Raw genomic sequence first — 25307 nt, forward strand, 5'->3', positions numbered from 1 at the left:
ACCTCCCATCCTGGCTGGCGTATTTACAGAATTTTTATACGCCAGCATTTTTTCATTACAACTTCTTTATTTCCGACCGCGTAATCTTGACCATGGAGTCATAGATTTTTTTGACGTTTTTGAAATTGCAGAGGTACGACACATGATCTACATCATCGGCGGAGTCACAGCAGCGTTCCTGTTCGTGTATCTCATCTACGCCCTTATTAATCCGGAGCGCTTCTAATATGTTTACAGATGGATTCATACAAGTGGGTTTGTATATGCTTGTCCTGCTGTTGCTGACCAAGCCGACAGGACAATTGATATACAAAGTAATGGAGACGCGATGCCTGCAGGATCACGCATGGCTGGGTGCGCCGGAACGATTGATCTATCGCTTGTCTGGTGTGGACCCGAAAAGCGAGATGGGCTGGAAAAGCTATGCAGTGGCACTCTTGCTATTCAATGTCATAGGCGTGTTTTTCGTTTTTATGCTGCAACTATGGCAGGCCTGGTTGCCACTCAATCCGGAACAACTGGCCAGCGCGACGTGGGACTCTGCTTTTAACACCGCAGTGAGTTTCGTCACCAACACCAACTGGCAGGGATATGGCGGCGAGACCACCATGAGCTATTTTACGCAGATGACAGGCCTGGCTGTGCAGAACTTCGTATCCGCAGCCACTGGCATTGCGGTGGTGATTGCCCTGATTCGCGGTTTTGCCCGCAGCAACACTGACCGGATTGGTAATTTCTGGGTTGACCTGACCCGCTGTACCTTGTATTTACTGGTGCCGATCTCGCTGGTGCTGGCCACGATCTTCATGCAGCAGGGCGTGATCCAGAACTTCAGTCCTTATGTGGATGCACGGACTGTGGAATCCACGCAATATGAAGTGGCTGTGGAAGGCAGCGATACCCCTGAACAGGCCACCACACAAACCCAGCACATTGCCATGGGGCCTGTGGCTTCTCAGGAAGCTATCAAAATGCTGGGGACTAATGGTGGCGGCTTTTTTAACGTGAACTCGGCACATCCGTTTGAAAACCCAACTCCGCTGACCAACTTCATCCAGATGCTGGCTATCTTCCTGATCCCGGCTGGCTTGTGTTATGCCTTTGGCATGATGGTGGGTGACCGCAGACAAGGCTGGGCAATCTTTGCTGCCATGGCCATCCTGTTTGTGGTGATGGCCGGGGTCACCATCCGCTCCGAACTGATTGGCAACCCATTATTGGCCAGCGCTGGAGCGGAAACGGCCTCCAGCCTGGAGCAGGCAGGGGGCAATATGGAAGGCAAAGAGACACGTTTCGGCGTCGTGACCTCGGCCTTGTTTGCTACCATTACGACCGCTGCATCGTGTGGCGCAGTGAATGCCATGCATGATTCCTTCACCCCCATCGGCGGCATGATACCGATGTGGTTGATGCAACTGGGTGAAGTCGTGTTCGGCGGGGTCGGCTCAGGCTTATACACCATGCTGACCTATGCGGTGATTGCTGTGTTTGTGGCCGGGCTGATGATAGGCCGGACCCCGGAATACCAGGGCAAGAAAATTGAAGTGTTCGAGATGAAAATGTCGGCCCTGATCATCCTGGTCACGCCTTTATTGGTGCTGCTGGGTACAGCGATCTCCCTGATCGTGCAGCCCGGCCTTGCCGGGATCGCAAACCCTGGCGCACATGGGTTAAGTGAGATTCTGTATGCCTACTCTTCGGCAGCCAACAACAACGGCAGCGCTTTTGCCGGCTTATCTGCCAACACCCCGTTTTATAACCTGATGCTGGCCACTGCCATGTGGTTCGGGCGTTTTGGCATCATCGTGCCGGTGCTTGCCATCGCGGGCTCGCTCGCCGCCAAGAAACGTATTGCGCCAGGCCTGGGCACTTTACCCACCCATGGTCCCTTGTTTATCGGTTTGTTGATAGGCGCAGTGATCCTGGTAGGGGCACTGACCTATATTCCGGCACTGGCATTAGGCCCAGGGATTGAGCATCTGATGCTGTTTTCACAACAACACTGATGCGAATTGAAGAAATTGAGAGAGTGAGTAGAGTGATGGCTACAAATACTGTTAGCAACTTACCAAAGATGGCGCAACTGAAAACAGCGTTCGCCCAGTCCATCGTCCGTTTGTCGCCACAAGTGCAATGGCGTAACCCGGTGATGTTCGTGGTGTACCTGGGCAGTCTGCTGACCACCGGCCTTTTTTTGAATGGCTTGTTTTCAGAATCAGGCGGACAGTCTGGCTTTGTCGGCCTAATCAGCCTGTGGCTATGGGTCACCGTGATTTTTGCCAATTTCTCCGAAGCCATTGCGGAGGGCAAAAGCAAGGCACAGGCCGCTAGCCTGCGCAGTTCGAAGAAGAATGTACCCGCTAAGAAACTGGCCAGTGCCAGCAAGTCGGCCAAGGTCAGCCTGGTCGATAGCCTGTCGCTGCGCAAGGACGATATCGTGCTGGTGGAAGTGGGGGATACGATTCCGGCCGACGGTGAGGTCATTGAGGGGATCGCCTCTGTCAACGAAGCGGCGATCACAGGGGAATCCGCGCCGGTGATCCGTGAATCCGGGGGTGACTTCAGTGCGGTGACGGGCGGTACCCAGGTACTCTCTGACTGGATCATCGTGCGCGTCACCGTGAATCCGGGGGAAGCATTCCTGGACCGGATGATCGCCATGGTAGAAGGCGCCACCCGCCAGAAAACCCCCAATGAAATCGCATTGACCATTCTACTGGTATCCCTGACCATCATCTTCCTGCTGGCGACAGTGACCCTGTTACCCATGTCGATTTTCAGCGTACATGCGGCCGGGGCGGGCGAGCCGGTGTCTATCGTGGTGCTGGTGGCGTTACTGGTCTGTCTGATCCCGACCACCATTGCCGGCTTGCTATCCGCGATTGGTGTGGCGGGGATGAGCCGCATGTTGCAAGCCAATGTGATTGCCGTGTCTGGCAAGGCCGTTGAAGCGGCAGGTGATGTGGATGTGCTGTTGCTGGACAAGACCGGCACCATCACTTTGGGTAACCGCCAGGCGTCGGCATTCTTCCCGATTGCAGGTATCAGCGAAGAGGCGCTGGCTGATGTGGCACAACTGTCATCACTTGCGGATGAAACCCCCGAAGGACGCAGTATTGTGGTGCTGGCAAAGAACAGATTCTCCATCCGGGAACGCGATATGCAGTCCCTGGGGGCGGTGTTCGTGCCTTTTTCTGCCCATACCAAAATGAGTGGTATCAACCTGGGCAATCGCCAAATCCGCAAAGGGGCAGCGAGTGCCATTAAACAGCACGTCATTGGCCTGGGTGGGCTCTTTCCTGATGAGCTGGTGAAGATTGTGGATGATATTGCCAGGCGCGGCAGCACGCCACTGGTGGTCGCAGACGATGAAAAAGTACTCGGTGCGGTAGAACTCAAAGACATCGTCAAAGGGGGGATCAAGGAGCGTTTCGCCGAATTGCGTAACATGGGCATCAAGACTGTGATGATCACTGGCGACAACCGTCTGACGGCGGCATCGATTGCCGCCGAGGCTGGCGTAGATGATTTTCTGGCGGAAGCGACCCCCGAAGCCAAATTGCAGTTGATCCGGGAGCATCAGGCCGAAGGCAAGCTGGTCGCCATGACGGGGGATGGTACCAATGATGCCCCGGCCCTTGCGCAGGCCGATGTGGCGGTGGCGATGAATACGGGTACCCAGGCGGCAAAAGAGGCCGGTAATATGGTGGATCTGGACTCCAACCCTACCAAGCTGATCGAGATTGTCGAAATTGGCAAACAGATGCTGATGACGCGCGGCTCACTCACCACGTTCAGTATAGCTAACGATATTGCCAAGTATTTTGCAATCATTCCGGCTGCCTTTGCCAGCACCTATCCTGCACTGGGTGCCTTGAACATCATGGGGCTGGGCTCGCCCAATTCTGCGATTTTATCTGCGGTTATTTTCAACGCGCTGATTATTGTGGTGTTGATCCCGTTAGCCTTGAATGGCGTGGCCTACCGTGCCATCGGGGCGGCGGCGCTATTAAGACGCAATATGCTGATTTATGGCTTGGGCGGCATCATTGTCCCGTTTATCGGGATCAAGGCAATCGACGTCCTATTGGTTGCCATCGGTATCGTTTAATCAGAAGAAAGGTTAATTTCATGAGCAATATAGTACGTACATCTTTGGTGATGTTTCTGGGTCTGACGATTGTCACCGGGGTCGCTTACCCCATCGTAGTCACCGGCATCGGCCAAACCCTGTTCCCTGAGCAGGTCAATGGTTCGCTGATCAAAAAAGACGGTAAGGTGATGGGTTCAGCATTGATCGGCCAGCATTTCAGTGATGCAAAATACTTCTGGGGCAGACCCTCTGCCACCAGCCCTTATCCCAACAATCCGGCGGCTTCATCCGGATCTAACCTGGGGCCACTCAACCCTGCCTTATCAGAAGCCGTGAATGCACGCGTAAAGGCTCAGCAAACTGCGGCCGACACCAGGAATCCGGTGCCTGTGGATCTGGTGACCACGTCTGGTAGTGGCCTGGATCCCGAGATCAGTCCGGCAGCTGCACTGTATCAGGTGGACAGAGTGGCAAAGGCCAGACACCTGGACAGTGAAGTGGTCAAAGCGCTGGTGACGAAGCATGTCGTCGGTCGCCAATGGGGCATATTGGGTGAGCAACGTGTCAATGTGCTTCAGCTTAACCTGGCGCTGGATGAAATGAGCCACACGTAGGAAATGCGCTAGCAATAAAATACGCTACAAGTGGAGGAAAGTTGCATGTTTCGGTTTTTCCAAAAACACACGCCACAACCGGCAGTGAAAAAGACTCAAACATCCATAGCGCTCTACGCACAAAAAGACAGTGTAGAATTGGTTAAGAAAGTGGTTTTTTCAATTTGCGGTGAAAACACCCCTATTTTCACCATCGAGCATGGTCAAGTGAATGGGCTGACGCACATGATGTTTGATGTCCCAACCAGTCTGGCGGATAAAGTCACCGTCCATATTATTTTATCTTTACCGGGTAACCGCCTGCATGGCCTCAATCAACTACATTGAGGCCATTGTCCTCCCATACCAATGATGATTTATGAATAAGTCCCCGGTACGCCCCAACCCAGACCAGTTGCTGAAGCAGCTGGATCTGGAAAATCAGAAAAGCCTGCGAGGCAAACTGAAGATCTTTTTTGGCAGCTCGGCTGGCGTGGGCAAAACCTGCGCCATGCTCAATGCCGCACATACCCTGCACAAAGAACATGTCCATGTGTTGGTTGGCGTGATTGAGACCCATGGGCGCTCAGAAACCGCTTTGCGCGCACAAGGGCTGCCCAGTTTACCGCTCAAAGAGATTTTATATCGCGGTAAAAAACTCAAAGAGTTTGATATTGATGAGGCCTTGCGTAGCCATCCCACGGTCATTCTGGTGGATGAACTAGCCCATTCCAACGTCGAGGGCTCAAGACACAAGAAGCGGTGGCAGGATGTTGAAGAATTGCTTTCTTCGGGCATTGATGTGTATACCACCGTCAATGTGCAACATATCGAGAGTTTGAACGATATTGTTGCCCAGATTACCGGTGTCAAAGTGCAGGAGACCATTCCGGATAGTGTGTTCGATCTGGCCGATGAGGTTGTCTTGATTGATTTGCCGCCTGAGGAATTGCTGCAGCGGCTGGATGAAGGCCGGATTTATATTCCCGAGCAAGCACAAAAGGCAAGCAAGCACTTTTTTCGCAAAGGCAATTTGATCGCCTTGCGTGAGTTGGCGTTAAGGCGCACTGCTGATCGTGTCGATGCACAAATGCAGGAATATCGCCAGGATCAGGCGATCCAGCATGTCTGGCAAGCGAATGAGCGGATACTGGTGGGCATAGGGCCTAGCAAAGCATTTGAGAGCTTGATCCGCACGGCGGCCAGACTGGCGCAAAATATGAAAGCCGACTGGCTGGTGGTCTACGTGGAGACACCCGCACTACAAAACATCAGCATGGCATCACGCAAGCAAATCACCGAACTCTTGAGATTGGCGCAGTCATTAGGCGCAACGACTGCCAATTTAAGTGGGGATTCGGTCACCCATAAACTGGTGGAGTATGCGCAAAGCCATAATGTTTCACGCATTGTCATCGGCAAGCCCACCCGCTCCATCCTCTCCCGGTTTTTCCATCCCAGTGTCAGTGATGAGCTGGCCAAGGTCGTCAGTGATATTGACGTGCATATTGTGATGCGGGGGCGCGAGAAGGCGGTCAAAGGCAGCAAGGCCAGGCCGGGGTTGGACATGCGCGCGCATTTCAGTGATGAGAAAAAAAAGGGCTATGTCTGGGCATTGATCATTAGCGCCATCACCTCATTGGTGGCAAGCGTCTTGCTGCCTTACTTCGAGCTGGCAAATATCATCATGCTGTATCTGCTAGGTGTGATGCTGATTTCTATCCGTTATGGCAGAGGCCCAGGTATTGCTTCTTCATTCCTCAGCGTGTCTATCTTTGACTTTTTCTTTGTGCCACCCCGCTTTTCGTTCACGGTTGCAGATACACAATACTTACTCACCTTTGCCATTATGCTATCGGTGGCATTGGTGATCAGCAATCTGACTTCCAGCCTCAGAAAGCAGGCCATCGTTGCTAATTATCGCGAGAGACGGAGCCTGGCACTTTATGAGGTCGGTAAGGAGCTGGCCTCCGCGTTGACGACCGGCCATATCGTGGAAGTCAGTACGCATCATGTGGCCAAGATATTTAATTCCAAAGTGGCTATTCTGACGCCTGATGCAAATGAGCAATTAGAGGTTGCGCAAACAAACGAATCCAGCAATGCTGCCTTGCAGGAGACGACCCTGCTGGATGTCGATTTGGGGATTGCGCAATGGACCTATGATAGACAACAGCAATCCGGACTGGGCACGGACACTTTGCCTTCCAGCAAAATCTTGTACATCCCGCTCAAAGCGCCCATGCGCACCAGAGGCGTGCTTGCGATCTCCCCAGAAAATAACCACGACATTTATCTGCCTGAACACAGGCAGTTGCTGGATACGTTTGCTTCCCAAATCGGCTTGGCCCTGGAGCGCAAGCATTATGTGGAAATTGCCAGGGATGCAGTGATCTCCATGGAGACCGAGCGGCTGAGAAACTCCCTCCTGAGTGCGATCTCTCATGATCTTAGAACGCCGCTGACAAGCATCATCGCCACCACCGAGCAGTTGAAAGAAACCATCAGTGCCAGAACTCATGCCTTCAAAATGCTCACAGGGCTGCACGATCAGGCAATCAGGATGCAAAACCTGGTCCTGAATCTACTTGATATGGCCAGATTGCAATCGGGTACCGTCAAATTAAACAGTGAATGGCATCTTTTGGAAGAGATCGTAGGATCGGCGATCAATGGCTTGCAGACGACATTGCAGCAGCATCGTGTGGTTGTCACGCCGATGGAGGATATTCCGTTACTTTATGTAGATGCTATCCTCATCGAAAGAGTGTTGAGTAATCTGCTGGATAACGCTTGCAAATACAGTGATGCTGGTACCACCATCACCATTTCGGCAAAACAACAGGGCGGCCAGGTGTCAGTCACATTTTCCGATGAAGGACAAGGTTTGCCACCCGGTATGGAGACGAGCATCTTTCAGAAATTCACCAGAGGCAAAACTGAGTCTACCATCCCGGGCGTAGGGTTGGGTTTGTCCATTTGCAAGGCCATCATTGAAGCACACGGCGGCAAAATTTGGGCTGATAAAAATGAAAAAAATGGCACCACATTTACGTTCACTTTGCCGGTGAAGACCCCGCCAACGGTCAGTGAAATGGAGATTTAAGCATGTCTGAGAGTCCAAAAGGCAATATTGTTGTTGTAGAAGATGAGGAGCAGATTCGCAGGCTGGTGACCATTATTCTGGAGGGCGAGCAGTTTAATGTGTTTGCCGCAGAAAATGGCAAACGTGGTCTGGTAGAGATCGGCACGCGCAAACCTGAAATTGCCATTGTCGATTTAGGGCTGCCAGACATGAGTGGTGTGGAGCTGATTAAAGAAGTGCGCACCTGGAGCTCTATCCCGATTATTGTGCTGTCTGCCAGATCTAACGAGCATGACAAAGTCAGTGCGCTAGATGCAGGCGCTGATGATTACATCACTAAACCATTCGGATCAGAAGAGTTGCTAGCCCGAATCCGCGCCCATCTGAGAAGGCATCATTCGGTGCAGCAGAGTAATAGTCAGTCGAGTATCACTTTTGGCAACATTACCGTGGACTTTGTTAAGCGCCAGGTCTACCGCGACGGGCAACCAGTATCCCTCACCCCCATTGAATACAGGCTGATGACTGTATTACTTCGCTCCGCCGGATGCGTGCTCACGCAACGGCATTTGCTGAAAGAGGTCTGGGGGCCATCCTATATCGAGCATACCCATTATCTTCGTATTTATATGGGGCATTTGCGTAACAAGCTGGAAGAAGACCCAGCCCAGCCCAAGCATTTTCTAACAGAAATCGCAGTGGGTTACCGCCTGGTGCTGTAACCCACTTAATTGGGCCACAGCTCAGGCTGCAGCTTGGGCGAGGGCCGTTTCTAATTGATGCAGTGTTTGAATAAGCTGCTCGCTTAGGCAATGGGTGGCCGTAGTGAGTGGCAGCCTTAATTCGTTGCTGATCAATCCCTGGTAAGCAAGCAAAGCTTTTACTGGCGCTGGATTAGGTTCTTGGAATAGCAAGCGAATCAACATCTCTAGCTTGGAAAACTGCTCACTGGCGTCTTGATGCCGCTTGCTCTTGGCAAGCGCGTAGAGGTTGAGAAACATTTCCGTATGAATGTGTGCAGACGCAGCAATCGCACCAGTGGCACCATGTAATAACCCGTCCACAATCAGACTGTCATCCCCACACATCACGGGGAGATTGGATGCTTTGATGGTACGGCGCAACGTTTCCACATCACCGCTGGATTCTTTGATGCCAATAAAAGTAGGGTTTTCTGCCAGCCGCTGTAGCGTTTCAAGTGCGAGCGCCACGCCAGCGCGGCCGGGAATGTTATACAACACAATATTGGAGGAGACTGCATCTGCCAGTGCGGTGAAGTGAGCGAACAGCCCTGCTTGGGATGGTCGGATAAACGGCGGCGGTGCAATAAGGAAACCAAACGGATTCAAAGTATCCAGTAATTTTGCTTGATGCACCATCGCTCTGGTGTCTGTGCCAAGCAGGCCGATTAGCAAGGGTGTTTTTTGATGCGTGACTTGTTGCACCGTTTGAATGACTTGTAGTTGCTCATCTAATGACAGACTACCCATCTCACCAGTCGTACTGCAGACCACCAAGCCATGCACGCCGTGGTTGACCATCCGTTGTGTCAGGTTTTTTAATGCCTGCAGATCCAGCTCACCATGTTTGAATGGCGTCACCAGCGGTACCCAGATGCCTTCCAGTACGGGTTTATCTTTTATGTTTTCAAATGCCACTGAGTGACTGACTTTCATCTTTTCAGGGGCATGCGATACCAAACGAGCAGAGTCACCATCCATGATTCAAACTTCCTTCCTGAAATGGCCAAATTCAGCAGATTCAAAGAATTTCATGACGACTGACATGATCTTCTGCTCACAGCCAGCCACAGCTTTGATGGATATTTTGACGCGTTTTGAACGGTCAACGGTTTTGACCGTATAAGAAGGCACCAGGTTTTTGAATTGTGTGGCTAAGATAAACCTGAATTGAGACATGAGATGTACATCAATCGTCACCGACATTCCAATATAGTCCAGATGCTTGACAGTATGTCTGTGTATTCGAGGAGAGCGTTTGGAAGGTGTATATGGGCTATTTAAAAACGCTTTGGTAAGCGAGTGCTGCCATGGTGTATCAGACGTTAAATAAAACATACCTCACTCTTTCATGTTGTTACGAGGTATTCAGTCTATTAAATCAGGTATTAAAAACCCGTAAATTGGACGAAGCTAAAAATAAAAACTGTATAAATGTCAGTAGTGGCTACAAAGCCGTACAAGAGTTTAATCGCTAGAAAGCTATTGAATTGTTCGAGCTACTTAGTTGCTAAATTTAACCTGCAAAACTTGCAGATAAAACTTCATCAGTATGCAAGTTTTGCATGGAACTTAAATCTAATACACAATTCACCTTTATTAATCAACATCTTAGAATTTGGAATAATTTTTGCTGTGCCTTCTTTTCGAGAGGAAGACGTCAATGGCAAGCACAACAAAATTAAGTTTTTCAAATTTCACAAAGAAATCAGAAGTAACAGCAATCAGTCTATGGGTTGTTTTTATAATGGTGAGTTCGAATTACTCACTGTTCCATGGCATCACCAACATATATCCGCTCACGATACACAACATCCCCTTTCTAGTATCAATCTCCCTATTTTTCACATTCTTAACAGCAATCTTTTTTCTTTTCGTTTGCTTAGGGAGATATGCACGCTGGATTCTAGCCTTTTTTCTGATTGTTTCCTCTCAAGCTGCGTATTACATGGATCACCTGGGTGTAATCATTGATACAGTAATGATTGATAACATCATACAAACTGACCGAAATGAAATTTCTGGATTAATAACTAGCAGCTTAATTGTCAGGACATTTATTTTTGGCTTAATTCCAGCGTGGTTGGTGATTAAGTATTTCCCCAAGAATACCAACTTTAAAAATGAATTAATTTCCAGACTTAAAACCATAGGCTTTCTGATTTTAGGCATAGTTGCTTTGGTGATTCCGTTTACAGCCGACTACGCGACATTTATCCGTGAGCACAAAATTGTTAGGTTTTATGCAAATCCAACTTATGCTACCTATTCATCGATTAAGTTTTTAACAAGTAAGTTGAGCGTCAAAGCAAACAAAGGGCCTTTAATCAATGTTGCCGGCGATGCAAAAAACCTTGACCTCGCAGATAGCAAAAAAGAGCTGATCATTATGGTTGTCGGTGAAACGGCTAGGGCCGATCGTTTCTCACTCAATGGTTATAAGCGCGATACTAATCCTCGCCTATCGAAAGAAAATGTTGTTAGCTTCAGTAATGTATCCTCATGTGGGACCTCTACGTCCGTTTCTGTTCCCTGCATGTTTTCCTCTCTTGGAAGGGAAAACTATGACAAAGAAAAAGCATTAGCCCAGGAAAACCTTCTTGATGTATTGAATTATCATGGAGTTGCCGTCTTGTGGAGAGACAACAACTCTGACTCTAAGGGCGTGGCAACGCGTATACGTTATGAAGACTTCAAGTCTCCTACGCTTAACCCCGTCTGTCACGGAGAGTGTAGAGACATTGGAATGTTAAATAAGCTAGATGAATATATTAATCAAAATAAGGGTAAAGACATATTCATCGTATTACATCAGATGGGCAACCATGGTCCCGAGTATTATCGTCGCTATCCCAAAGAGTTCGAAAAATTCAAACCCGCTTGCCAAACAGGTGAATTACGAGATTGCACCCAGCAGGAAATTGATAATGCCTACGATAACGCTATTTTATACACTGATTACTTTCTATCAGAGGTCATAAGTTTTCTTAAAAATCATGACGATAGATTCGAGACTGCAATGCTATATGTTTCAGACCACGGTGAATCACTCGGTGAGCATGGGCTTTACTTGCATGCAGCACCATACATGCTTGCCCCCAAAGAACAAAAGCATGTTCCAGCAATTTTATGGACAGGCAGCAACTTTGATTACAACATTGACGATATCAAGCCATTTAAAAACCAAGCACTTTCACACGATGACTTGTTCTGTTCAGTCATGATTGCATATGAATTAGAGTCAAGTATGTGTGGTGGCAAGAATAAAATGCTAACCAAGAATAAAAACCTAAAGAACTATGCTATCTCTGATGAAAGCAACAGTATTCGCATAGATTGAAATTAAAGATCAAGGTTAGATTCGAGGGCTTTATTGAAAATCACTTTAACAATAAGCCCTGTCGACTCTGGTTGTTTATTAATTAACATGATTTCTGCATGATGCTTTTGAGCAATTTCTTGAGCAATTGAAAGACCTAGCCCGGAACCTGGCACCTTGTCACTTTGAGAGCGATAAAATCGCTCAAACACTTTGTTCATATCATCGGGATTGATGCCAGGTCCTGAATCTTCAATTTCTATTTCAATGGCATGATGATGTGATCTTATTTGAATATTAATTAACCCACCCTCTGGGGAATAGTTGATTGCGTTCACCAGAAGATTATTCAATAGAGTCTCAATTTCATCAGCTATTCCAGAGATATTTACGTTATCAGAATAGGTCATTCCAACATCTAGTCTTTTTTCCATGTAGATAGAACGAAGATCATTTAATACCCTTACGATAAGCGCATTCAAGTCTATGTTACCCACTGATCCTGGTCGCGCATCAGGTTCAACCTTTGACAGAGTCAATAATTGCGCTACCAAACGCTCCATTCGAGTGAGACTGTCAAAAACACGTGGCAGTCGATCCTGCAGTTCTTTTTGGTTGGCATTGCTTAATGAAGACAGTTGTAGCCTCAATGCGGTGACTGGCGTTCTGAGCTCATGTGCTGCATCGCTGGTAAATCTTTTTCTGAGCGAAATGAATGCATTCACATTTCTCATCCAAACATTTAAAGATCGGATGATTGGAATCAATTCCTTTGGCTGATTATTTTCATTAAATAGATTCAGATCCTCCACATTTCGTCTGGCCATCTCTTCTGACATCACAGTAAGCGGCTTGAATGTTTTTTGAATAATCATTAACGTAACAATAATTAGAAAAGGCACCACCAGCAATTGGGGAACAATTAACTTGATGGCCACATCTCGGATTGTGTGTTGGCGAAGTTGATAATCTTGTGCCACCACACCCGTCAAGCCATCTTGTTTTAAAATAAAAATGCGCCAGCGCTTGTGTGCTACCCATTCTGTAAATAAACCAGATTTGTCGGTTTGGGCTGCAAAGTCTCCTTGATGCGATTGATAAATAAGCTGATTATTTTGTTTCACCTGGATAAGATAATCCTGCTCTCCATGCAGCTTAGATTTTCTAAGTCCAGAAATGAAGTTCTGCTCGGTTGCAGCATGTCCAGCATAATTCTCAATCATGGCCGCTGCCAAATGTTCCATATTCGCGTCATATAGCTCACCTAATTCGTCTTCTGCTGAGTGATAGGATAAAAAAGAGAGCAGCCCAATAATGAGAACAATACCCAAAGAAAGATAAATAGTCAGTTCAAACTTAATAGAGCGCATTTATTATTCCTTTTTGTCAGGAAAGGCATAGCCAATTCCTCTGATGGTCTGGATGATATCCTGCCCAAACTTTTTGCGAATATGATGCACGTGAACTTCTACCGCATTGCTTTCAATCTCGTCACCCCAGCCATAGAGCTTTTCCTCCAATTGCGATTTAGAAAAAATCATGCCTGGCTGCGACATCAGGTGATACATGATTGCGAATGCTTTACTGGAGAGCCTGTGACTTAACGCACCAGCAGATAACGTGTAATTTGCGGTATTTAACACCACACCATTAATTTCAATCTGATTGGTGAGCCGTTCTTCTTTGCGCCTGAAAATAGCCCTCAGTCTGGCTTCCAGTTCTTCAATTGCAAATGGCTTGAGTACATAGTCATCTGCCCCGGCATCTAACCCCTCAATTCGGTGCTCTACTGCATCCCTGGCGGTAATGACGATCACAGGTGTTTGATTACCTGCCTTTCTGAATTCAGTAAGCCATTCAATCCCGTTTTTTTTGGGTAATCCAATGTCGAGCAAAATTGCATCGAATACCTCTTGCATGATTGCCTGTTCGGCCTGCATCGCATCCTTAGCCCAATATACGGCGTGCGCTCGCATAGCCTGTTGCAATCCTTCGCCTATCATCGCGTCGTCTTCCACCAGCAGAAGTTTCACTTTGCGTCTCTCCATGACATTTACGAGCAGATTAAACACTCAATCTTAAGGTTGCCTTAAGAAAAGCACTGCAAGATGCCGTCTAATATGATTAATTTCACACTCTTTATGAACCGAATAATCTGCACCAGGATTGCTTTGTCGTTCTTTGTAGCGCTGCTGACTGCCTGTCAGGGTCCACAGTCTATCAAACCTAAAGAACTCGTTGCCAATATCGTGTCCCAAGACCAGTCATTGCAATCAAAGCAACATGAGCAGCTTAATGAAACAGATGAGTTTCTGTCTGAGTATGCTGCGGTCATACTCGCCTTGCGTAACAATCCTACTTTTCAAGCGCAATTAACAGAACTGGAGATTACGCAGGCAGATTTACAACTCGCCAGTCAAATCAGCAATCCTTCAGTATTTTATGCTTTTGGAGTAGCGAATAAACCTTATCGCTATGCCATAGAGTTTCCACTTGAGGCGTTATTGCTCAGGCCGTTACGACTTAAGCAAATGCAAGCTCAATCAAAACAGACGCAACTCCAATTAATGCAGACTGGATTTTCACTTGTGCGCGACGCGCGTGTCGCTTACGCACAAGCCGTTATTAGCCAGGAAAAAGTTAAAAGACTGGAGGAGGCTTTAAGTGTTAACAACACGATCACCCGATTAGCTAAAACTCGTGAGAGTTTAGGGGATACCAGCGCTCAAGATTCGCTGATTGCAGAAAACGAAATGTTATTAGTCGAGCGAGACTTGCAATCTGCAAGGATTGAAGCACGGATTGCTAATATACAACTCATGCATATGCTTAATCACGCCAATGAGACACGGAAGTTATCACTAAGCGATGCACTGTTACCTTCCTGTTCTGCGGAAGACATTAGCCAATTAAAAACTGCTGCGATCTCTAGCAGAGCAGATGTCCTTGCTGCTGAAGCTGCGATCATGGCTGTGAAAGAGAAGCGCCGTTTGAACGGGCTAAACTGGTTAGCGCCTGCTGCTATTGCAGATGCGACCAGTGGCCAAACTAATGGTCATGTTCTGGCGCCGGCTCTAAGATTCAATTTGCCTATCTTCAATCAAAATCAGGGACAGGTCGAACGTATTGATGCTGAGCTACTAAAAACCATGCACGAGGCTGAGGCGACCAAACTAAAGGCCTCCCTTGATATTCAAGTCAGTCAATTCAAATACCAGCGTGATTGCCAAGAGTGGCAACAGTTGCAGACGGCGTTACTTCCCAATTCAGTGCAAGTCATTCATGACGCTGAAACCGCCTATCAGAACGGTGAGATTGCCTATTTAAGTGTGCTGGAAAGCACCAGAAAATATCTCAATCTTAAACTGCGAGAGACCCAACTGAAAGCAGACATGATTCTGAGTTGGTCGGATCTCATGCGCAGCACCAGCACCTCCCAAAGTCTCACGATTAATCATCATTGAAAGAGAAGTCATGTCGATCAACCACCACATGATAGTTATTAAATCACATCGCTTTATAACATGCCTGTTAGGCATGTTGATGCTGTGCCCATTATTTGCTCTATCCGAAACAATCACTGCCAATGAAAATCAGTTCAATCAGGTCGAATTATCAAACAATGCAATCAAGAAATTGGGATTGGAAGTAAAAGAAATACGCTCAGCAAAAGCACTTTCATCAAAGCTATTTCCAGCACAAATCGGCTATGCGCCTCAAGCTCTCACTAATTACATCACTCCTTTTAATGGGTATGTCGACTTGAATGCTCATTTGCATTTGGGAGATAAGGTCAAAGCAGGACAACCGCTTCTCAAAATCAAACCCGTGGTGACGCCAGAAACCAGACTGAGTTTGCTAACCAACCTTTCAGATACGGAAGGACAACTCAAATCCTCGCAGGAACAAGTAGAAGCGAGTCGCTTGGTATTTAACAGAGCCAGGCAGTTATTTATGCAGCACGTAGGCAGTCAAAAGAGTGTCGATGATGCACAAGCTAATTTAGCGATTGCAGAAACCAATCTCAATACCGTCAAGCAGAAACACGCGCTGCTGAAACAAGCTGTCGCAGAGGGAGCAAGCGGCGTATATGAGATTAAAGCAGCGAGAGAAGGTGTCATTGCTAGTGTCAATTTTACTTCCGGCCAGCTTTTGGCCGGAGGTAGTAAATTGCTGGATATCGTGAGTACCAATCAATTGCTGATCACCGTTTTCGTTCCACAAGATCAGATTAAAAATTTGCAATTAAACGATGCCTGGATTTCAGATGATGCGGTAAGCGATAAAGAAATTCATTTAAAGAAAGTGATGCTGCCCCTAGATGCAGATCCGCAAACAGGGATGCGCAAGGTGATGTATATATCCTCGGATATAGAAGAGCTTGCCGTCATGCAAAAACTTAGTGTCAACATTTTTGAGCGAGCACCAAGACTGATGGCATTGGGCATACCCTGTTCGTCAATTGTGGTCGATATGTATGGAGGTGAATGGATTTACCTCAAAGAGGATGAAACGCATTTTCGGCGTGAACGAGTGTTTGTCTCAGACAAGACCTCAAACGCCTGTGTAGTTAAGAAGCCACATCTGACAGGACGATTTGTTGTGTCTCAGGGTGCTCAAGAATTATTTGCGCTTGAAACAGGCTACACGCATTAGGGCAGAACTGAATATGTTGAAAAAACTGACGATGCGGGCGATTCAGCTACGCCACCTTGTAATTGCCCTGGCAATCATGCTTATTTTGGCGGGATTGCGGTGGATTCCAGAAACGCCGATGGACGTCTTCCCTGAGTTTTCTCCAGTCAAAGTGGAGATACAAACTGAAGCACCAGGGCTATCGAGTCTGGAAACAGAACAACTGATCTCCATTCCTGTTGAGCATGCCATGAATGGAATTCCGCATCTTAAAACATTGCGTTCAAAGTCGGTGCTTGGCCTTTCATCTGTTGTCATGCTGTTTGAGCCCAACACCCAGATTGACGTGGCCAGACAGGCTGTACAAGAGAGACTATTGCTAGTTAGCCAGCGATTGCCTGCAACCGCTAAAACACCTGTAATGCTGCCGCCCTTATCTTCGCTTTCCAGGGTATTAAAAATTGGCTTAACTTCAGGTCAACTATCCATCCAACAGTTAAGCACGAAAGTATTGTGGACAATACGACCTCGTTTGATGTCTATTCAAGGTGTGGCCAATGTTGCGATCTGGGGATTACGCGAGCCTGAACTGCATATTCAATTTAACCCGCTCAAACTTTCACAATACCAACTCTCTGTTTCCCAAGTCGGTCAACAAGTCACTTCTGCAATCAGTTCCGAGGGATCAGGTTACCTCGATACGAATCAGCAAAGACTGGCTGTCACTTATGACCGGCCCACAATCTCAAAAGAAGATTTTATGGACATGGTAGTGGGGATTAATAATGGCATCCCCATTACGCTTGGGCAAGTAGCTGAGGTTGAGTGGCATCATGCGATGCCTATTGGCGATGCCGTCATCAATCGCGGCGACGGTTTGTTGTTGATTGTCGAAAAACATCCTGATGCCAACACGCTGAAAGTGACCGCAGACATTGATCGGGCGCTTAAAGAATTAAAGCCCGGTTTAAAAGATGTCACATTGGATGCCACCATCTTCAGACCAGCATCGTTTATTGAGCAAGCCATCGACAACCTAAAACAAGCCATCCTGGTTGGCATTGCTTTAGTTGCAATCATTTTATTCTGGTTCTTACGTAAGCCAGGTCCAGCCGTGATTAGTCTGGTTGCCATTCCGGTATCTTTGGTCACCGCCATCTTAATTCTTACCTGGTTGGGAATATCAATAAATACCATGGTGCTTGCAGGGCTGGTGATTGCACTAGGTGAGGTCGTCGATGATTCGATTATTGATCTGGAGAATATACTGCGTTCGGTAGAACAGAATCAAAACAGCCAGCATCCTAAATCTCTTCTGAAAGTGATTGTTCAAGCCTCTTATGAAGTGAGAGGCGCAGTGATCTATGCCACGCTTATTGTCATGTCAGTATTCATTCCGGTCTTTTTCCTTGAAGGCATTGCTGGTGCATTCTTTAAACCACTTGCATATGGCTATTTGTTAGCAATCTCAGCCTCACTGCTGGTTGCCCTCATATTGACACCCGCGCTGGCATATTGCTTATTGAAGAACACACGGCATATTCCTCACGCCAATTCACCAGAGTTTGCCGTTCTGAACAAATGGTTATCTCGCATGTTGGAAGAACCAAAAAAAATCGTGCTCGGTGCGATGATTGGATTGTGTTTGATCATGTGTAGCATTCCATTTCTTGGCTCTGAATTCATACCAGCATTTAAAGAGCGTGACTTTTTGATGCACTTTGTTTCGCGCCCAACGACATCTGTTGAACAGATGAAAAAAATGACTGTTCGTGCCAGTGAGGAGTTGATGCAAATCGATGGAGTCAGAAACTTGGGGGCACATATCGGACGCACTGAAGTCGCAGATGAAGTGGTCGGTCCGAATTTTTGTGAGCTCTGGATAAGCATTGCTCCAAATGTGCCCTACGAAGAAACAGTGCAAAAAATCAATCAAACAATCTCTGGGTACACCGGCATTTTTACGGATGTACAAACCTATCTGAAAGAGCGCACTAAGGAGGTCATGTCTGGTAACAGTTCGAGTGTCGTGATCAGATTATTTGGCGATGAATTGGAGACACTTAGGAATAAAGCCGAAGAAATCCGTCAAATATTAGCAACAGAGCCTGGCGTAATTGATCTGAAAGTTGAATCGCAAGTATTGGTGCCACAAATTCATGTGCGAATTAAAAATTCGCAGGCTGCCAAATATGGAATCAATGAAGCTGAGATCAAGCAGGCACTGACTTTGATGACCCAAGGCAAAGTTCAGGGCGAAATATTGATGGATCAGGCAAGGTTTAATGTGCGTCTCATCGGCAATCACCCAGTACGTGATAACTTGATGTCACTTAGACAGTTGCAAATATTAAGCCCAACAGGGGCAGTTGTGCAGCTATCGGATGTTGCTGATATCTATATTGAACCAACACCAAATGAGGTGAAACGAGAATCAGCTTCTCGAAAAATTGACATCTCTGCCAATGTTACTGGAAAAGATAGTGGTGGCGTTGCCTCGTCTATTGAGAATAAGCTCTCGCATATCAAGTTGCCAGATGGCTACTACATTAAATTCATGGGTGAGTACGCAGAGCAGAGAAATGCAACTAAAACGCTGATTGCATACACATGCTTGGCACTTCTGGTTGTTTTTATACTGATTAAAACATCGCTTAAATCAGTACGATTAACGCTAATGTTGTTTGCAATGCTTCCTTTTGCGATTGCAGGTGGTGTTCTGGGAATATGGTTTTCCGGGGGAGTGACATCTCTCGGCGCCATGATCGGATTAATCGCCGTGATTGGGATTGCAGCTAGAAATGGCATTTTGATTATTTCAAATGTTCAGCAACAGTCCCAGAATTCTGCAATAACAAAGGAAATTCTAATATCTGCCATATCAAACCGCACTAGAGCAATCGCCATGACAAGTTTAGCAACAACGATGGCTTTAATGCCGATCATATTTAAAGGGCCAATTTCAGGATATGAAATTGAGTACCCGTTGGCTTTGGTTGTTGTCACTGGTTTGTTGTTTGCAGTGATGGCCAATGTAGTGTTCTTGCCGTCTCTACTGTTGATTACGAAGAGCCGGAATGGAACATCTCTTTAAAATTAGTTTGAGATTAAGCCATATACCTTAATTATCTTATAACCAGCAAGAGAGGCAAAATTACAGCTTAAAGGTGTCTAGTGAATTAGTGACGATTCATGTTGGGTCAAATCTCAAGTTAATTTGCAAAAAACCTGCTAAATCTCAACTTGTGTTGCAAATAGCTTGGAATAGGGGTTTGCAAGACTTTTGTAAGTCTCTGATTTATATGGATGTTGGATCTTGAGTTAAATTGCAAACGACACGTGTGATTGCACGCGGGACCATCGCGGCAACGGGCGCGAAGTCGGGTGATGTTGTTTTGCTGGCCTGCTGTTGAAGCATTGGCGTTAACAGCGATTTTAGCGCTTCATGATGGCTTTAAATAAATTACGATCATAATTTATATTTGACAGCTGGAAAGTCATAGTCTATTATAAATTACGTTCGTAATATATGATCGTGAAAATCAACCGTTTAAGGACATCAACATGAAGCCAACCAATTTATTGCTCTGTTTAGTCATGCCACTCGCCGTGATGAGCTTGTCAGCGCATGCGCTCGAGACAACTCCTGTACTTAATCTGGAAACCGCGCAAAAAATGGCCGCTGGCTGCCAAGCGAAGGCGGCTGAAAAAGGCTGGAAAATGAGCATCACCATTGTTGATGGCGGGGCAAATCCTGTGTATTTTCAACGGATGAATGGCGCTTATATTGCGTCTGCCGAGCTGTCTAAACTTAAGGCCGAAAACGCGGCAAAAATGCAAATGCCAACATCATTGTTTGAAGAGTTTGCCTATGGCAAGGACAAAAAAGGCGGCATGGCGCCGGGCTTGGCAGAGTTGCCAGGTTTTGTGACGTTGGCCGGGGGCATTCCTTTTAACACCGGCAAAGATTTCCTGGGGGCGATTGGTGTCAGTGGTGGCTATCCACACGAAGATGCTGAGTGCGCGCAGGCCGGCATAGACGCAGTGAAGTCTATTCTGAAATAACTACACCAGCGCTACAGATATGCAGGTGTAAAGCGTGGGGAGTAGGCTGCTGGCGCACAATGCCTATAATACGAGTCAGGCGCGTGTGGGTAAGGGCGCCAGTGAATACAGATAATGAGGCATTGCGATGAAGGTAAGTAAAGAGAAGGCCATTGAGAACCGGGAATTAGTGCTTGATACGGCCGCGCGCCTATTCAGGCAAGTGGGCTTTGATGGGGTTGGTGTGGCTGACATTATGAAACACGCCGGGCTGACGGTGGGCGGCTTTTATAACAACTTTGACTCTAAAGAAGATTTGATTGCCAAGGCCTGCGACAAGATCGGCAGCCAGTCGTTAAAACGCTGGCAATCACATATCGATAATCCCGAGATCGCTGATCCATTAAAACGGATTGGTTCTTCTTACCTGTCAGCAAAAAACCGTGATGATCTCAGCAGCACTTGTCTGTTTTCAACATTGGGCGCCGAAGTCCCCCGACATGACGCTGCGGTGCAACAAGTGTTCGCACAAGGCGTGGCGTCTACCATTCAGCTACTAAGCACCTTGGTCGACGGGCAGACAGAGGATGAACGACGTAGCCATGCGATTGCCATGTTTTCGCAATGGTTAGGCGCGCTGGTATTGTCGCGGGCCGCGTCTAACAGTCCACTCTCAGACGAAATTCTAGCGGTCGCGAGAAAGGCGTCGCATGTAGAGGAATAGATAAGGAATTGTGATGAAATATACAACGTTAGGCAGAAAGGCCGGACTGCGTGTGTCAGCGCTAGCATTGGGCACCGGTAATTTTGGCACCGGTTGGGGCCATGGCGCAGAGCCGGCAGAGGCCAAAAAAATCTTTGAGATGTACGCCAGCGCTGGCGGCAATTTTATTGATACTGCAAATGTCTATCAATTTGGCCAGTCTGAGCAGCTTTTGGGCGATTTGATTGCCGCAGACCGGGATCATTTTGTGGTGGCTACCAAATACACCAATGGCACCGACTCCAGTGCCGGCGTGTCTGCAAAAGGCAATAGCCGTAAAAATATGATGCGCGCCGTTGAGGAGAGCCTCAAGCGCTTGAATACTGACCATATTGACCTGTATTGGGCGCACATTAGTGACGGCATGACGCCGATGGAAGAAGTGCTACGTGGCTTTGATGACCTGGTGCGTGCGGGCAAAATTCTCTATGCAGGCTTGTCGAATTTTCCTGCTTGGCGCATTGCGCGGGCAGACCTGATGGCGGAGGTGCGAGGTTGGGCACCCATGGTGGCCATTCAAACAGAATATAGTTTGGCGGAGCGCACTGCCGAGCGTGAACTGCTGCCGATGGCTGAAGCACTCGGCTTGGCAATCACCACTTGGTCACCGCTGGGCGGCGGGTTGCTCACTGGCAAGTATCGCGATCATCCGGCGAATACACGCTTAGAAAAACTAGGCATGCTGGTGCATACCGAAACCACCGAAAAAGATACTTTGTTAATGAACACCATTTTTGAGGTGGCAAAAGAGGCGGGCGCAACCGCGACGCATATTGCCGTTGCCTGGCTGCTGCATCAAGCCAGGACATCATCCACCGCCTTGATTCCCATCTTTGGCTCAAGAACGGCCGATCAGCTCCAGGCGACGTTGGGCGCACTTGAAGTAGCGTTAGATGACAGCCAGATCGCGCGTTTGGATGCGGCGAGTCGGGTCAGCCTGGGCGTGCCACATGAACAGATTGCTGCCTCGGTCAAAAATATCGCTGCGGGCATACGCCTTAATGATTGGCATCGCTTAAACGCCTAATCTCAGCCGCGGTTGCGGAGGGTGTTTGGGATGGTGATTCAAAACCCGCTAGTGGACTAGCGGGTTTTTTAACTTAATTCAAAAAGGCGGTCGCTTTGCTGACGAAATCAGCAGGGTACTGGAAGAATGAGCCGTGTCCTGAATCCGGGTATAGCACCAGCTGCGCATTCGGTAAGTGTTTGTACAAGGTGATGGCATTGTCGGTGATTAACATCTCATCGTTTGAGCCTTGCACAATCATCACGGGTTGCTGGATCGCTTTGAGTAAGGCAAATTCTGGATCCGGGGTATTTGCCCAGGTAATCAGTGCCTTGGCGTGCGCGTTCATGTCCTCTTTAGAAATTTCAGGATCGCGATCCTGACGTACGGTAGACCTGGCGACGAATGCCTTGCCTGCCTGCTGGCTTTGTGCACTTTGGGTAAAGAAGACATATAAGCGTGGATCGGGCAGGTTCTGTGAAAACGCCTCGCCAAGCACTTTCATCAGATGCTCACCGCCGCCTTTATTTGAGGTGCCGACCAAGACCACTTTTCTGATCTGGTCTGGATGGGCGGCCGCCAACTCTTGTGCAATAAATCCCCCCATTGAAAAACCGAGCAAGTCTACTTGTTTATAGCCTAAGGCGGTGATAAACGCGTAAGCATCTTTGCTCATTTGATCAATGCTATCCGCGACCTTGCCAGAACTATGGCCCATGCCGGTATTGTTAAATACAATCACGCGGCGGGTCTTGGCCAGGCCATCCACCACCGCAGGATCCCAATAATCCATGGTGCCGGTGAAGTGTTGCAGAAACACCAGCGGCGTGCCTTGTTGATTGCCAAAACTGCGGTATGAGAATGTCGTGCCGCCCGCGACGATGGTTTGATTCTTCGCCGTCGCCAGCCCAATATTGTCGCTGCCCGCGACGGCGTCAACCATGCTCAAGGCCAATAAAGAGTGCAGGATAAAAGTTTTACTGATCAGGGATTTAACGATGTTCATTGTGATGGTCTCCTAAACCTGTTTATTAATTTACCAATTGGTACAAAATAATTTAATCGTTGCATTTGCCTTTGTCAATGTATTTATGTACTATTTGGTAAATTATTTATTAATCATGGATCAATCTCTCTAACTTGGAGTGTGGATATGTCAGGCGAACAGATAAAACGGCCAAGAGGAAGACCTAGAAAGTTTGATAAGACAGTCGCGCTCGAGATTGCGCTGGATTTGTTTAGGCAAAAAGGATTCGATAACACCTCGCTGGAGGATTTGACGCGCGCGCTGGATCTCAACCGGCCGAGCTTGTATGCGGCTTTTGGAAACAAGGAAACGCTTTTTCAGGAAGTCCTGCAGGCTTATATTTCGGGGCCTTCGGCCTATTTTCATGAGGTACTGAATGAGCACTCATGCATAGAAATGGTGAGAAAACTGCTCATAAAGTCGATTGAATTGTTGTTTTACAATGAGACGCCTTACGGTTGCCTGGTGGTGATGAGCACCGCCAGTGAGCAACTGCAAAAAACAGGCATTCAGCAGCAGTTGGTCAATGCTTTGCAAGCCCATCAACAAAAACTGGTGGCCTGCTTTGAGCGCGCAAAACAAGCCGGACAGCTTAAACACGCTGCCGATCCTGAGCGCCTAGCCCTGTATGTGGTGACTTTGCACAAGGGCTTGTCACTGCAAGCCATTAACGGCTCCAGTAAAGAAGCGCTGCTTGCCCTGGTCGATCAGGTGATTGAGTTATGGCCAGCAGCCACCCCGGCAGCCAGCTAAGTGGCCATGCGTGACACTTTAAAGCGGTGGCGCCGATAACATGCCTTGCACAAACAACAGGCTTAATAACAGCTCGATCACAGCCGCTGCGAGGATGCCTTTGCTAGCGCGGCCTTGCAGCCACTCCACCACGCCTGATACGGCGAGTAGCAGGCAGGTGCTTACCAGGCCGACACTCAGGGCGGTGCGCGGGAGCGATGGCTCGGCATCTCTGGCCATCAAAAACATGACAGCGACACCGGCATACAGCGCCGCGACACGTCTGCCGATGAGTCTGGTCTCGGCCGAATTCTTGACGCCCCACGCCGTCAGAAAACGGGCGGGGGCAAGCAGCCAGACGATGGCAATCAATAAAAAAATACCTGCGGTCACTAGCGCTAGCGTATGAAAAGAAACCTGCATCATCTGTCCTCGCGTTTAACCGGCGATGTGATCGAACATATCCAATTTCATTTCCTGACGAATGCCTTTATCCATTAATGCTGCAGGCGCAAATTTTCTCAAAAAGTTTAAGCGACAGGCAAGTTTCCCGGCCGGATAACGAATCTTGGGATTTTTAGCATTGGCCGCCTTTAGCACGACCTGTGCAACGACCATAGGATCATCGCCATCCTCGATAGCTGTTTTCAATAACTTCGCCAAGGCTTTTCTCGCGAGCGCATATTCCTCGATTTTGCTATCCAGCGCTGGTGCATTGGCTTCAAAGTTGGTCTTGGTATAGGCAGGCTCAATGACTGATACGCGTATCCCTCTGGTGCGCAGCTCATGGTCTAAAGATTCAGAGTAGCCTTCTATGGCGTGCTTAGTGGCCGAGTAGGTCGCCATATATGGCGCGGGTAACAAGCCCAGCATAGAGCCGATGTTAATGATTCGCCCTTGTTTTTGTTTGCGCATGTAGGGCAACACGGCTTGAATGACTCGTACTACGCCAAAGAAATTGGTATCAAACATTTGCTGCATTTGCGCAATTGAGCTTTCTTCCGCGCCACCTGCTTCAACGCCAAAGCCCGCATTATTCACTACAACATCAATCCGACCTTCAGCCTGAATCACCTCTTTAAGGGCTGCCTGGGTAGACGCTTCGTTATTGACATCCAGTGCGATCATCTTGTAATTGCGTTGCTCAGATGAGCTTCCTTTGCGACTGGTACCGTATACGGTATAGCCAGACCTAGATAGCAACTCCGCTATGGCTTGCCCAATCCCTGATGAAGCGCCTGTAACTAGTGCAACTTTATTCTTCATGTGA

22 protein-coding genes are annotated in these 25307 nt (G+C 47.8%); 15 read left to right on the forward strand and 7 right to left on the reverse strand.

Annotated elements, in window-relative coordinates; genetic code table 11:
* Window positions 1–142 precede the first annotated feature (142 nt).
* The 7 genes from kdpF (at window position 143) to kdpE (ending at window position 8493) form a co-directional block, all read left to right on the forward strand.
* Window positions 143–226: a K(+)-transporting ATPase subunit F gene (gene kdpF, locus INP78_RS14675; RefSeq protein WP_194741090.1), complete on the forward strand. Its 84-nt coding sequence runs from the start codon at window positions 143–145 to the stop codon at window positions 224–226.
* A 1-nt stretch (window position 227) separates the two neighbouring features.
* Window positions 228–2006 (forward strand): potassium-transporting ATPase subunit KdpA, encoded by a 1779-nt coding sequence (kdpA, locus tag INP78_RS02195; RefSeq protein WP_194740566.1) that lies wholly within the window; start codon window positions 228–230, stop codon window positions 2004–2006.
* Between the two features lie 68 nt (window positions 2007–2074).
* Window positions 2075–4111: a potassium-transporting ATPase subunit KdpB gene (gene kdpB, locus INP78_RS02200; RefSeq protein WP_228522594.1), complete on the forward strand. Its 2037-nt coding sequence runs from the start codon at window positions 2075–2077 to the stop codon at window positions 4109–4111.
* 20 nt (window positions 4112–4131) lie between these two features.
* Complete coding sequence (kdpC, locus tag INP78_RS02205; protein WP_194740568.1) at window positions 4132–4707, forward strand: potassium-transporting ATPase subunit KdpC; 576 nt, start codon at window positions 4132–4134, stop codon at window positions 4705–4707.
* 45 nt (window positions 4708–4752) lie between these two features.
* Window positions 4753–5034 carry a hypothetical protein gene (locus INP78_RS02210; protein ID WP_194740569.1) on the forward strand — a complete coding sequence of 94 codons (282 nt, stop codon included), beginning with the start codon at window positions 4753–4755 and terminating at the stop codon, window positions 5032–5034.
* A 31-nt stretch (window positions 5035–5065) separates the two neighbouring features.
* A complete protein-coding gene (locus INP78_RS02215) occupies window positions 5066–7792 on the forward strand; it encodes a sensor histidine kinase KdpD (protein WP_194740570.1) in 2727 nt (908 codons plus the stop codon).
* Between the two features lie 2 nt (window positions 7793–7794).
* Complete coding sequence (gene kdpE, locus INP78_RS02220; RefSeq protein WP_194740571.1) at window positions 7795–8493, forward strand: two-component system response regulator KdpE; 699 nt, start codon at window positions 7795–7797, stop codon at window positions 8491–8493.
* Window positions 8494–8514: 21 nt separating this feature from the next.
* Here kdpE and dapA read toward each other — a convergent pair whose 3' ends face one another.
* Both dapA and INP78_RS02230 read right to left on the reverse strand, forming a co-directional pair.
* The gene (dapA, locus tag INP78_RS02225) at window positions 8515–9492 is read right to left on the reverse strand and encodes a 4-hydroxy-tetrahydrodipicolinate synthase (RefSeq protein ID WP_194740572.1); all 978 of its coding nucleotides are present in this window, start codon (window positions 9490–9492) and stop codon (window positions 8515–8517) included.
* Between the two features lie 3 nt (window positions 9493–9495).
* Entirely contained in the window at window positions 9496–9849 is a 354-nt protein-coding gene (locus INP78_RS02230) for a hypothetical protein (protein WP_194740573.1), read from the reverse strand.
* Between the two features lie 325 nt (window positions 9850–10174).
* On the opposite strand from INP78_RS02230, the gene INP78_RS02235 reads away from it, so the two are divergent.
* Window positions 10175–11851: a phosphoethanolamine transferase gene (locus INP78_RS02235; protein ID WP_194740574.1), complete on the forward strand. Its 1677-nt coding sequence runs from the start codon at window positions 10175–10177 to the stop codon at window positions 11849–11851.
* A gap of 2 nt (window positions 11852–11853) precedes the next feature.
* On the opposite strand, the gene INP78_RS02240 is transcribed toward INP78_RS02235, so the two are convergent.
* Window positions 11854–13200 carry an ATP-binding protein gene (locus INP78_RS02240; protein WP_194740575.1) on the reverse strand — a complete coding sequence of 449 codons (1347 nt, stop codon included), beginning with the start codon at window positions 13198–13200 and terminating at the stop codon, window positions 11854–11856.
* A gap of 3 nt (window positions 13201–13203) precedes the next feature.
* Window positions 13204–13863 carry a response regulator transcription factor gene (locus INP78_RS02245; RefSeq protein WP_194740576.1) on the reverse strand — a complete coding sequence of 220 codons (660 nt, stop codon included), beginning with the start codon at window positions 13861–13863 and terminating at the stop codon, window positions 13204–13206.
* Between the two features lie 87 nt (window positions 13864–13950).
* Here INP78_RS02245 and INP78_RS02250 point away from each other — a divergent pair, with 87 nt between their 5' ends.
* From INP78_RS02250 to INP78_RS02275, 6 genes are all read left to right on the forward strand, one after another.
* Window positions 13951–15294: a TolC family protein gene (locus INP78_RS02250; RefSeq protein ID WP_228522596.1), complete on the forward strand. Its 1344-nt coding sequence runs from the start codon at window positions 13951–13953 to the stop codon at window positions 15292–15294.
* Between the two features lie 10 nt (window positions 15295–15304).
* The gene (locus INP78_RS02255) at window positions 15305–16486 is read left to right on the forward strand and encodes an efflux RND transporter periplasmic adaptor subunit (protein WP_228522597.1); all 1182 of its coding nucleotides are present in this window, start codon (window positions 15305–15307) and stop codon (window positions 16484–16486) included.
* A gap of 13 nt (window positions 16487–16499) precedes the next feature.
* The gene (locus tag INP78_RS02260; protein WP_194740577.1) at window positions 16500–19559 is read left to right on the forward strand and encodes an efflux RND transporter permease subunit; all 3060 of its coding nucleotides are present in this window, start codon (window positions 16500–16502) and stop codon (window positions 19557–19559) included.
* A 470-nt stretch (window positions 19560–20029) separates the two neighbouring features.
* A complete protein-coding gene (locus INP78_RS02265; RefSeq protein WP_194740578.1) occupies window positions 20030–20530 on the forward strand; it encodes a heme-binding protein in 501 nt (166 codons plus the stop codon).
* Window positions 20531–20657: 127 nt separating this feature from the next.
* On the forward strand, window positions 20658–21233 hold the full coding sequence (locus INP78_RS02270) for a TetR/AcrR family transcriptional regulator (RefSeq protein ID WP_194740579.1): 576 nt from the start codon (window positions 20658–20660) through the stop codon (window positions 21231–21233).
* Between the two features lie 13 nt (window positions 21234–21246).
* Complete coding sequence (locus INP78_RS02275; protein WP_194740580.1) at window positions 21247–22299, forward strand: aldo/keto reductase; 1053 nt, start codon at window positions 21247–21249, stop codon at window positions 22297–22299.
* Between the two features lie 73 nt (window positions 22300–22372).
* Here INP78_RS02275 and INP78_RS02280 read toward each other — a convergent pair whose 3' ends face one another.
* Window positions 22373–23284, reverse strand: coding sequence for an alpha/beta fold hydrolase (locus tag INP78_RS02280; protein ID WP_194740581.1), 912 nt, complete (start codon window positions 23282–23284; stop codon window positions 22373–22375).
* Window positions 23285–23431: 147 nt separating this feature from the next.
* Here INP78_RS02280 and INP78_RS02285 point away from each other — a divergent pair, with 147 nt between their 5' ends.
* On the forward strand, window positions 23432–24058 hold the full coding sequence (locus INP78_RS02285; RefSeq protein ID WP_194740582.1) for a TetR/AcrR family transcriptional regulator: 627 nt from the start codon (window positions 23432–23434) through the stop codon (window positions 24056–24058).
* A gap of 18 nt (window positions 24059–24076) precedes the next feature.
* Here the strand turns inward: INP78_RS02285 and INP78_RS02290 are convergent, their stop codons facing one another.
* Both INP78_RS02290 and INP78_RS02295 read right to left on the reverse strand, forming a co-directional pair.
* Window positions 24077–24463 carry a hypothetical protein gene (locus INP78_RS02290; RefSeq protein WP_228522598.1) on the reverse strand — a complete coding sequence of 129 codons (387 nt, stop codon included), beginning with the start codon at window positions 24461–24463 and terminating at the stop codon, window positions 24077–24079.
* Window positions 24464–24475: 12 nt separating this feature from the next.
* Entirely contained in the window at window positions 24476–25303 is an 828-nt protein-coding gene (locus tag INP78_RS02295) for an oxidoreductase (protein ID WP_194740583.1), read from the reverse strand.
* Window positions 25304–25307: the final 4 nt, after the last annotated feature.

The sequence above is a fragment of the Methylophilus sp. 14 genome (assembly GCF_015354345.1).
Classification (GTDB): domain Bacteria; phylum Pseudomonadota; class Gammaproteobacteria; order Burkholderiales; family Methylophilaceae; genus Methylophilus.

Coding starts and splice junctions, on each gene's coding strand:
- kdpF (WP_194741090.1), top strand. CDS start 143: ATGATCTACATCATCGGCGGAGTCACAGCAGCGTTCCTGTTCGTGTAT.
- kdpA (WP_194740566.1), top strand. CDS start 228: ATGTTTACAGATGGATTCATACAAGTGGGTTTGTATATGCTTGTCCTG.
- kdpB (WP_228522594.1), top strand. CDS start 2,075: ATGGCGCAACTGAAAACAGCGTTCGCCCAGTCCATCGTCCGTTTGTCG.
- kdpC (WP_194740568.1), top strand. CDS start 4,132: ATGAGCAATATAGTACGTACATCTTTGGTGATGTTTCTGGGTCTGACG.
- INP78_RS02210 (WP_194740569.1), top strand. CDS start 4,753: ATGTTTCGGTTTTTCCAAAAACACACGCCACAACCGGCAGTGAAAAAG.
- INP78_RS02215 (WP_194740570.1), top strand. CDS start 5,066: ATGAATAAGTCCCCGGTACGCCCCAACCCAGACCAGTTGCTGAAGCAG.
- kdpE (WP_194740571.1), top strand. CDS start 7,795: ATGTCTGAGAGTCCAAAAGGCAATATTGTTGTTGTAGAAGATGAGGAG.
- dapA (WP_194740572.1), bottom strand. CDS start 9,492: ATGGATGGTGACTCTGCTCGTTTGGTATCGCATGCCCCTGAAAAGATG.
- INP78_RS02230 (WP_194740573.1), bottom strand. CDS start 9,849: ATGTTTTATTTAACGTCTGATACACCATGGCAGCACTCGCTTACCAAA.
- INP78_RS02235 (WP_194740574.1), top strand. CDS start 10,175: ATGGCAAGCACAACAAAATTAAGTTTTTCAAATTTCACAAAGAAATCA.
- INP78_RS02240 (WP_194740575.1), bottom strand. CDS start 13,200: ATGCGCTCTATTAAGTTTGAACTGACTATTTATCTTTCTTTGGGTATT.
- INP78_RS02250 (WP_228522596.1), top strand. CDS start 13,951: ATGATTAATTTCACACTCTTTATGAACCGAATAATCTGCACCAGGATT.
- INP78_RS02255 (WP_228522597.1), top strand. CDS start 15,305: ATGTCGATCAACCACCACATGATAGTTATTAAATCACATCGCTTTATA.
- INP78_RS02260 (WP_194740577.1), top strand. CDS start 16,500: ATGTTGAAAAAACTGACGATGCGGGCGATTCAGCTACGCCACCTTGTA.
- INP78_RS02265 (WP_194740578.1), top strand. CDS start 20,030: ATGAAGCCAACCAATTTATTGCTCTGTTTAGTCATGCCACTCGCCGTG.
- INP78_RS02270 (WP_194740579.1), top strand. CDS start 20,658: ATGAAGGTAAGTAAAGAGAAGGCCATTGAGAACCGGGAATTAGTGCTT.
- INP78_RS02275 (WP_194740580.1), top strand. CDS start 21,247: ATGAAATATACAACGTTAGGCAGAAAGGCCGGACTGCGTGTGTCAGCG.
- INP78_RS02280 (WP_194740581.1), bottom strand. CDS start 23,284: ATGAACATCGTTAAATCCCTGATCAGTAAAACTTTTATCCTGCACTCT.
- INP78_RS02285 (WP_194740582.1), top strand. CDS start 23,432: ATGTCAGGCGAACAGATAAAACGGCCAAGAGGAAGACCTAGAAAGTTT.
- INP78_RS02290 (WP_228522598.1), bottom strand. CDS start 24,463: ATGATGCAGGTTTCTTTTCATACGCTAGCGCTAGTGACCGCAGGTATT.
- INP78_RS02295 (WP_194740583.1), bottom strand. CDS start 25,303: ATGAAGAATAAAGTTGCACTAGTTACAGGCGCTTCATCAGGGATTGGG.